The following is a 10152-nucleotide window of genomic DNA, read 5'->3' on the forward strand; positions in this document are numbered from 1 at the left end:
TAATCGCTTTAAATTCAGTTCCAATTCTAGTTGTTAACATTTCTTTACTTACCTTTGTTTTTTTATACCGACCTACTAATATAAGCATACCCATGAGAAAATTTTGGCTACTGACCGATGGATTATTGACGGGTTTGGCTGCATGGAAACCGTCTGGCTTCGACTCAATGAGGCGGATAGTCTGGTTTTTGTCGATCTGCCATTATACGTGCATTTCTGGTGGGTGACTAAACGGCTGATTACAGGTAAGTTTATACCGCCCGAAGGCTGGCCCCAAAACAGTCCGATATTGAAGAGTTCAATTAATAGTTACCGTGCTCTTTGGTTGTGTCACAAGTATTTGACTCCCAGATATCGCGAGTATGTCGATCGCGCCCAAAATACCAAAAGTGTTTATCACATCAGATCCACTGAAGAGATTTCACAATTTTTTGCATCGATATCGCAAATGACTGTTGACTGTTGACTGTTGACTGTTGACTGTTGACTGCTGACTGTTGACTGATGACTAATGACTGTTGACTGTTGACTGTTGACTGATGACTGATGACTGATAACTAATGACTAATGACAGATAACTAATGACTAATATACCTCTCCAAAAATTAAGTTTTTACCCAGACATTGCAAGGGTTTGAAATCCTTTTTAGGAGAGGTCTAATGACTAATGACTGACTAAGGACTAATTGATGCTACAGCCGATCGCAAATTTCCTTGAAATTCTCCCAAAATGCGATCGCACTCTTCCTTCTCCAAATTAGTCCAGTGCATCATCAAAGCTAATTTTACAGACTTGCCGCTTTTTTCGAGCAAAAAACCCGCCTCATCCCGGTTCAAATCAGTCAAATCCTGCAACATCCGCACAGCCCGATCGCGCAATTTCTTATTAGTAACCGCCACATCAACCATCCGATTGCCGTAAACCTTGCCCAGCTTCACCATTACCCCAGTGGAAATGATATTTAAAGCCATTTTTGTTACTGTACCGGCTTTCAAGCGCGTCGAACCAGCCACTACCTCCGGGCCAACCAACAACCGAATATCAACATCAGCCTCAAAATTCACTTGTTCGACGGGTACGCAGGCCATAAACACAGTTTTCGCCCCCCGCTGGCGTGCCGCCTGCAAAGCGCCCGCGACAAACGGCGTCGTACCCCCAGCCGTAATCCCGACAACTACATCTAAGTTGGTAATGTGACGGTGGGCGATCGCCTCAACCCCATCCTCAGCCCGATCCTCCAAATCCTCCGAACTCCGCACCAAAGCCCCCGCACCCCCGGCAATTATGCCCTGTACGAGTTCTGGCGGCGTGCAGAAGGTGGGGGGACACTCGGCCGCATCCAGCACCCCCAAACGCCCGGAAGTACCCGCACCGACGTAAAACAGGCGGCCTCCTTGACGCAGAGAGTAGGCTGCAATGTCGATCGCATGGGCTAACTGTTCGCGGGCGCGGGCGATCGCGCTTAAGGTTTGGGCGTCTTCCCGGTTGAACAAGTCCACTAATTCGATCGAACTGAGTTGGTCTAAATTCTCGCTGTTGGCATTCACCTGTTCCGTCAGCAGATGCCCTCTTTCTTCTAAATTTTTCATGTTTTTTTTATTAGTCATTAGTCATTAGTCATTAGTCATTAGTCATTAGTCATTAGTCATTAGTCAACAGTCAACAGTCAACAGTCAACAGTCAACAGTCAACAGTCAACAGTCATTAGGTGTACACAATAGGGTACGCATTGCCTGCCCGCTGGTGAGCTTGGTGAAGTCGTGACTCAAAGGCTCGAAATTTCCGGTTCGGGCGATCGGCTAAACTGACATCTTGCAGCAATCTCAATAAGAGGATTTTTCGTGGGATCGGGCGGGTTTATAGAACCTATTTGCAAGCTTTAAGGCTGTTGGCGAACCCGCCCCTACGGCTAATTGAGAATGGTGCAACATCTCAGCTAAATCTACTTCCGAGAGAGAGGCAATTACCCATTACCCATTACCCATTACCAATAACTGCTGACTAATGACTAATGACTAATGACTAATGACCATTACAAAAGTCCTTCGAGTCGGCGGCGAATAGAATCCAGTTCGTTTTGGGAAACGTCAGAATCCGGCTCCGACTCCGGCTCCTGCTCCGGCTGCCACTGAGTCTGTGTTACATTGTCTTCTGGCGGGATCGCCAGCGCGCCCGCCGGCACAAGTTCCCAATCATAATCAACACTATCGCAGAACTCCTTAATTTCCTCATCGTCGATCGCCTCGACAGTGGGCTCTGGGAAATCCTGAGCTTCCAACATCACGCCAAAGCGGGTGGCGTCGTCTTCTGACTCAAACATCAGAACTTTATTGCGATCGCCGAGTTGAATGGTATGAATTCCCTCATTCTCGGTGCGGGCATTGAAGAGTAAGACGAACACTCGCATAAGTTTTAAAGACCTTCTTAACCACCGTTTTTTTATCTTAGGAGCGATCGTGCGATTTTAGATTTTAGATTTTAGATTTTAGATTGACTGTCGGTTTTAGGTGGTGTTGCGTGTTTTGATTAAGTTCGCTAAAGGTTTCTGGAGTCTACCCTGGAGGGGGACGTGTTTAGATTTTAGATTTTAGATTTTAGATTTTAGATTGACCACCGAGCCTGCACTAGCGGGATCGAGAGGATTTAGGGGAGTTGGAGGACTTGGTATTAGGTGGTGTTGCGTGTTTTGATTAAGTTTAGTAAAGGTTATTGGACTCTGCCCCGGAGTGGGACGTGAATCTTGAAATTCGATCCTCTGCGTTGGCGTAGCCCCCGTAGGGGCGGGCAACGCTTACGCCCGATCGGCACTTCGGAGCTCACTTGTGAGTCTACCAAAGGCAGAAGCCACGCTGGCGGATCGCAGAAATTATACCTGTCTAAAATCGGCTGATTCCCTTAATTCCTGAATTCTCTGATTTCTGAGAAACACCCATGACTAACTCGGACGATAACAAAAATCAACTCGCACCCCCTCCCCACCGCCGCTGGTGGCGTCTGCTGCTGCTTAGCGGTACGGGATTGGGCATTATCGCCTTGGTTGCGGCGGCGCTAGGATACCAGTGGGTGCGGGAAAAGTTAGCTCCTTTGGTGGAAACTGAAGTCAGCCAGTTGCTGAAGCGGCCCGTGCAACTCGGACGTTTGGAGGGATTTTCTCTGACAAGTTTGCGGTTTGGCCGATCGACTTTACCTGCAACTCCTACGGATCCGGATTACGCCTCTACAGAAGCAGTGGAAGTGAAATTTTCAATCTGGCCACTGCTGTTCACCCGCACTCTCAAATTAGATATTACCTTAGTTAAACCCAACGCTTATATCGAACAGGATGCTAAAGGCCGCTGGGTTAATCTTCCCACTGCGGAGCGGAAATCTCCGGGTTTATTTAAAACTGAACTTGAAGCAATTCGAGCTGAAAATGGCGTCGCAGTTTTGGTTCCGAGTCCCGCAGTCGGACAGAAAACTTCGGCTCCGATTTCTGTAAATTTGAATAATGGCAGTGCTCTATTTCGCGACCAAAATCAGCGCGTTCTCTACGAACTCAACGGTCAGTTTACTAATAGCGATAATTTTATAGTAAAAGCGGATTCTCTGTTACCGGCGGCTCAAACTAACGTGCATTTGCAAGGTCAAAATTTGCCTTTACCCGACATCGCTCGCTTGCTAAGACTTTCCGGCATTTCTTTACAAAAAGGTCTGGCCAATGGCAATTTGACCTTGCAAGTGCGAGACAATAAAGTATCGGGAATTACCGGAACGGCTAGTTTTGGAGGAGTGCAAGCGAGTATTGCTCCACTGAAACAAATCATACAAAATAGCAGCGGTCAGTTGCGGTTTCAGGGAACTAATTTTATTGTCGATAGTCTGGCGGCGAATTACGGTCTAATTCCGCTGAGAATAGCAGGCACTGTTGCAACGGGAACTAATTTTAATCTCCAACAAGCTAGCTTCAATCTGACAACTAACGTGCAACCAGTCGCTTTTGCAAGTGTTGTCAGTGCGGTGGAAACAGAGTTAGGGCAGAAAGTAGTATTACCCGTGGCTGTTGCGGGGGAGGTGAAGGCGGATGCCAAGCTAACTGGAACCGTTGATCTGCCGGTGCTCACAGGTGCGATCGCCTCGACCAAACCCGCTACGGTCGATCGACTGCAATTAAACAATATTAGCACTAATTTCAAATTGGAACGCGGGAGAATGGCTCAAACCCCAACTCCCAATTCTCAATCTTCTATTCCCCCGTTTTCCTCTTTAGCTTTGACTTTGAGCGATATTTTGCTAGTGCCGGCGGCGGGGGGTAAAATTGGCGGTAAAGGTGAAGTCGATATTGCTTTAAAAAGTAAGAATTCGCCATCGGGTTTGGTGTTTGACTTCCAAGTTGAAAATGTACCCGGAGACGCGATCGCCAAAATTTACGCTCTCCCGATTCCTGCTACTGTTAACATTGGCAGTGTGTCCGCAAAAGCTCAAATTTTCGGCCCGTTAGACAACATTCAAGCTAGAGTTCAATGGCAAGCACCGCAAGCAACTTTCCCCGCTGCGGGCGAAATTCGAGCCGGAAGAAATTCGGCGGATTTGCAAAATACTGTTGTGAAAATTGGCGATGCTTCTGTGAAGGTGGATGCTGCGCTAAAAAACCGTCAATGGCAAGCTTTGATCGAGGGCGATCGCGTGGATCTCAACAGTTTGCAGCAAGCCCTGCCAGACCTTAATTTGCCTCCTGAACGGGTTGGTTTGTTCAGCGGAACCGTCGAAGCTGCGGGGACTCTGGACGATTTGAGTTTAAATGCGATCGCTGCAAGGGGCAAAGGAACGCTGAATATTGCTGACAGTATTGTTGATGTTGATGGCGAACTAGAATCGGGCAGGTGGCAAGTTTTTGGCAACACCGAAAAAGTTGCTGTCAATCAATTGATTGATATTGGGTTGCCGTTTTTAGCACGGGAAACGACCGCAAATCTAGACAATCTAAAATCCAAAATCGAAAATCTAAAATCGTTAGGCGGGCAGCTAGCCGGTGAATTTCAAGTTGCGGGAAATGTTGACGATTTGACTGCGGGCGGAATCAATGTTACTGGCAACGGGAGGCTCAATTTTGCCGACAGCAATGTCAATTTAAACGGAGAATTGGTAGGGGGAAACTGGCAAGCAACAGCAGAAACAGATCGCACTTCCATCAGCCGCTTGGTAGATTTGACACTGCCGATTTTAGATGTGGCTTCAGCATTCAATCCCGAAAATCAGCAATCTGCCAATCTCAACAATCTAAAATCTAAAATCCAAAATCTAAAATCGATTGACGGACTGCTATCGAGTCAATTTACAGCATCGGGAAGTCTTGACAATTTGACTGCTAGCAGCATCAATGCCATCGGCAGCGGCAGACTCAATCTTGCCGGCAGTGATGTTAATTTTAAAGGAGAATTGGTAGCCGGAAACTGGCAGGGAACGGCAGAAACAGATCGCACTTCCATCAGCCGCTTGGTAGATTTAGGATTGCCGCTGTTAGATGTTGGCTTAGCTTTCACTGCTGACAATCCCCAAACAGTCGCCAATATCAACAATCTAAAATCCAAAATCCAAAATCTCAAATCGCTTGAGGGACAAATATCCAATCAAATTCAAGCCAGCGGCAATCTTGATAATTCCACCGCCGCTGACATAGGCGTCAGCAGCAGCGGCAAACTCAATATAGGGGACGGTACTCTTGCTTTTAGAGGTAAATTAGAAGACAGACGCTGGCAAGCTTTCGCCGATGCCGATCGAGTTATTCTCAGTCGCTTAGAACAAACAATCCGCAATACCCAACTGTTTCCACTAACGGCGACTTTGCCTAAAGGATTTGACGGCAGAGTTAACGGCCAATTCCAAGCAGCGGGCAGTTTGGATAACTTGACAGCCAAGGGAATTAGTGGTAGCGGAGAAGGACGGATTTTGGTCGATCGACTCGGGGCGATCGACACTACAGCAAAATTAGAAAACGGCAACTTGCAAGCAATGCTTGCAACAAACGGAATTGCCGTCAATAATTTAGAACAAACCCTCAAACAAACAGGTTTGCTAACAGCGGATTTACCGCCAGAAATTAACGGAACCCTCGACGGCCAAGTCCGCATTTTGGGAACAGTAGATAATCTAACCGCCAACGGCATCACTGCCAACGGCGACGGACAAATTCGACTCGCCAACGGCGGAGGAATTGTCAATGCTAAAGGCCGCGCTGCATCGGGGAATTGGCGCGCGTCTATCGAGGGCGAGCAAATTGCTCTAAGTCGCTTCCAGCAAGCCTTTGAAGCCCAGCGACAAAGCTTGCAACCCGAAGGTGTAGTCTCCGATGCCCAAAATCTCCCCCACCTTGCAGGACTGTTTAACGGCAATATCAATTTATCCGGCCCGATTGGGGCGGGCACGGGGGCACCGCCCCTACAAAATGTTCGCGCCGGCGGCAGTTTCCGCATCTCGGAATTGCCGTTTTTGAAACAACCTTTCGAGGCAGCATTTAATTGGGACGGCAAACGGGTGGAAATTGAGAACGCCACAACTCCCGGTTTGACAGCCAACGGCTTTGTTAACGTCGAACTCGCAGGTAAAGGAGGGCCTTCAATTTCCAACTTAGATTTGGATGTCAAACTCGCCAACTTTAACCTGGCAGCCTTACCTGCAGAACAACTAGCATTTTTGTCCACCGTGGCGGACAAAAATTCCTCACAGCAAAACCCACCCCTGCGCGGCAATGTCGATTTTACCGGCCGCCTCACCGGAACCCTCGCCGCCCTCAGCTTAGTTGGCGACGTGGAAGTGCGAAATTTAGCAGTAAATCAAATCGCTTTTGACCCGGTACTCGCGGGGAGTGTCAATGCGGATTCTGGGAAAAGTGTAGATTTGCGTTTGGCCGGTCGCCAAGACAAAATTGAAGTAGCTTTAAATCAATCTTTTCTGCCGACATCTTTCTTAATTCAACGCGGGGAATCTGTGGCTAGGGGCCAAACCGAGGGAGAAACTTTGCGAGTTAATTTAAGCGATTTTCCCCTCGCTGCTTTGAATCTATCACCGGGGAAAGAGGCCGGTTTGGGGCCGATAACTGGTACGGTTTCGGGACAAGTAAATGTGCCCGGTTGGAAGATGCCGTTAAATCCGGCGACTTTGCAAGCAAGCGGACAAATTGCGATCGCCCAACCGGCGATCGGCTACATTAAAGGTGACAGTTTCCAAGCCGAGTTCAGCTACGCTAACGGCAGCGCCACTCTCACAAATGGCATATTCCGCCAAGGCAGCGGTCAATACTTAATTTCCGGTAATGTTCAAACAGGCGCAAACCCGCAATTTGCCGGGAAAGTTAACGTCCAGCAAGGCAATTTGCAGCAGGTTTTAACCGCTTTACAATATTTCAATTTAGGCGACTTGGCGAGAGGCTTAAAACCTCCGGTTTACGGTGACAGTGGCGACGTGCAGACTGTAGCAGTAGGAGAACCAGAAGCCCCGCTAATCGAACAGTTGCGCCGCTTGGCAGAAATTGAAACAATTTTGCAGCAGCAGCAAGCAGTAAAATCATCAGAAAAATTGCCTCCCTTATCTCAATTGCAAGGCACTTTTGGCGCGGAAATTGCTGTCGCCGGTTCTTTGCAGACGGGCGTGCAAGCTCAATTTAACGTGAAAGGTGATAACTGGCAGTGGGGAAAATATGTCGCTGAAAAGTTCAGCCTTGAAGGCAGTTTTCAGGACGGGATCTTAACTGTTTTGCCTTTGGAAATTCGATCGGGCAAAAGTGCGATCGGCTTTTCTGGACAACTCGGACAAAAAGCTCAATCCGGGCAGTTGCGGGTAGAAAATGTGCCGGTGGAAGAGTTAGCAAAATTGGTGGAATTGCCTTTTGTGGATGTCACGGGAAATTTGAATTTGCGGGCGAATTTGGCCGGCAGTTTGGAAAACCCGCAAGCCACCGGAGAATTGAGTTTGCTTGAGGGCACGCTAAACGGAGAACCGATTAAACAAGCCGACGGCAGTTTCAGTTACAGCAATGCCCGCCTGAATTTTGGCGGCAGCGCTTTGGTAACTCAAACCGAACCGATTGAGGTCGCCGGAAGTTTGCCTTTTGAGTTGCCGTTTGCCACCGTGAAGGCTGATAGCAATCAAATTGATTTGAGGGCGAATTTGCAAAATGAAGGTTTGGCAATTATTAATGTATTGACTCCGCAAGTGGCGTGGGTCAGTGGCAAGGGACAGGTGCAAATTCGCGTAGGAGGGACGCTGCAAGACCCTGTAGCGCAAGGAATTGCGAATTTTGAAAATGCAACCGTCCGGGCTAGAGCCTTCCCAGAACCGCTGACAGGGCTAACTGGGACGGTGCGCTTTGAGGGGGATCGTATTCGGGTAGAAGGAATTCGGGGACAGTTGAGTCAGGGAGAAGTTGTGGCCGCTGGCGTGATTCCGCTGTCTGTGCCGTTTGCGGAGGGCGATGTCGATGCGGATAATCCCTTGGCTGTAAATTTAGACAAGTTGGCAGTGAACCTCAGAGGATTGTACAGCGGCGGCGTAGTCGGTCAAGTGCAGGCAAGGGGCACGGCTAGGCGTCCGCAGTTGAGCGGTAATATTGAACTGTACAACGGTGAAGTATTTCTCCGAAGTCCCGGCGGCGGCAGAACAGAGTTAGCTTCTTCCTCTTCTGCTTCTGATTCTGATTCCACATCTTCCCCTTCCCCTGCGACTGAGGTTTCTGATTCCCCTTCTGCTGCGACTTCCCCTTCCCCTTCCCCTTCCCCTTCCCCTTCCTTTGAAGTTGGATTGAACGATTTGCGGCTGAATTTGGGCCGGGGAATTCGGGTAACGAGTGCGCCGATATTGAGTTTTCAGGCGACTGGGGGCTTGACGGTGAATGGAACTTTAGATGACCTTCGCCCGGAGGGTACGATTCGGTTGACTTCCGGGTCGGTGAATTTGTTTACGACGCAGTTTAGACTCGATCGAGGATACGCGCAGACTGCTACCTTTATACCAACACAAGGACTCGATCCGACACTGGATGTGAGATTAGCAACTTCGGTGCAGGAGGTAACGCGGTTCCGCACTCCCGGCGCCTCTGTAGCCTCTGAAATAGCAGACGAACCGACAAGTTTCGGCAATGTGCGGAGTGTCCGAGTTCAAGCGTTAGTGCAGGGAAGGGCTTCTCAGTTGGCGGAAAGTCTGGAGTTAAGGAGTTCTCCGAGTCGATCGGAAACAGAGATTGTAGCGCTGTTGGGCGGCAGTTTCGTGCAGACTTTGGGACAGGGAGACAGTACACTGGCGATCGCAAATTTAGCCGGTGCGGGTTTATTGAACAACCTTCAATCTGCGGTTACCAACGCCACAGGATTGAGCGAATTTCGCTTATTTCCCACTCGGATTAGAGGCAACGAAGCACAAACTGCTAGTTCCAGTTCTGGTGCGGGTTCTCTCGGCTTAGGTTTAGAAGTTGGGTTTGACATCACGCGCAATATTTCAGCATCAATCATTCGAGTTTTGTCAGCAAATCAACCCACTGAATTTACTGTGCGCTATCGATTGAGCGATAAACTTTTACTCAGAAGTTCCAGTAATTTTCAAGGAGACAATCGCGTCACCGCTGAATATGAATTGAGGTTTTAGTTAGCAAAAAATACTGTCTACAAAAAGCTAACGATCCTCAACCCGGAGCTGAGAAGGTGAAAAGAAGAGAAGCCCTCAAATTAATCACAGTAAGTATTAGTTCTTTAATAGAGACAATATATTACTCCGGAGACCAATATATGCTTGGAAGTACGGTCAAAAATCATTATGACTGGATATTACTATACTGGATGCCCTATGACAATAATCTCTCAAGATTCGGACAACCAATTATTCAAATGCTAAGTAAAGGTGTAAAAAATGACAAGGTTTTGGTCGTAGTACAATCAGACTTTAGTGGCTCAGCACAAGTTTCTAGAAGCATCATTAGCCAAGGTAAAGTTGATACGCAATACTTAGAAACAGCAGATAGTAGTAGTGCAGAAGTCTTGAGTGAGTATCTAACTTGGGCACAATCTCAATTTCAAGCCAAACGCTGGGCTATTGTATTTTTAGGTCATAAGACATCTCCAAAATAGTAACACTTCGTGGTAATATCACATCATAAAGGTTTTTTGACACAGAAACATGAGCGACAT

The 10152-nt window shown here is 48.0% G+C and carries 5 protein-coding genes; 3 read left to right on the plus strand and 2 right to left on the minus strand.

The annotated features are described in order from the left end of the window. The first annotated feature begins 103 nt into the window (after window positions 1-103). Entirely contained in the window at window positions 104-466 is a 363-nt protein-coding gene (locus QUA16_RS33850) for a hypothetical protein (RefSeq protein ID WP_333108881.1), read from the plus strand. A 209-nt stretch (window positions 467-675) separates the two neighbouring features. Here QUA16_RS33850 and murQ read toward each other — a convergent pair whose 3' ends face one another. Beyond that, window positions 676-1590, minus strand: coding sequence for an N-acetylmuramic acid 6-phosphate etherase (gene murQ / locus QUA16_RS33855; protein WP_333108886.1), 915 nt, complete (start codon window positions 1588-1590; stop codon window positions 676-678). A gap of 443 nt (window positions 1591-2033) precedes the next feature. Next, window positions 2034-2408, minus strand: a complete 375-nt coding sequence (locus QUA16_RS33860) for a DUF3110 domain-containing protein (RefSeq protein WP_333108882.1) — start codon at window positions 2406-2408, stop codon at window positions 2034-2036. Between the two features lie 524 nt (window positions 2409-2932). Here QUA16_RS33860 and QUA16_RS33865 point away from each other — a divergent pair. Together QUA16_RS33865 and QUA16_RS33870 are read left to right on the plus strand one after the other, a co-directional pair. Further along, window positions 2933-9613: a translocation/assembly module TamB domain-containing protein gene (locus tag QUA16_RS33865; RefSeq protein WP_333108883.1), complete on the plus strand. Its 6681-nt coding sequence runs from the start codon at window positions 2933-2935 to the stop codon at window positions 9611-9613. A 56-nt stretch (window positions 9614-9669) separates the two neighbouring features. Next, entirely contained in the window at window positions 9670-10092 is a 423-nt protein-coding gene (locus tag QUA16_RS33870) for a clostripain-related cysteine peptidase (protein ID WP_333108884.1), read from the plus strand. Window positions 10093-10152 lie beyond the last annotated feature (60 nt).

It is taken from the genome of Microcoleus sp. S13_C3 (assembly GCF_036700905.1).
In the GTDB taxonomy this organism is placed as follows: domain Bacteria; phylum Cyanobacteriota; class Cyanobacteriia; order Cyanobacteriales; family Microcoleaceae; genus Microcoleus.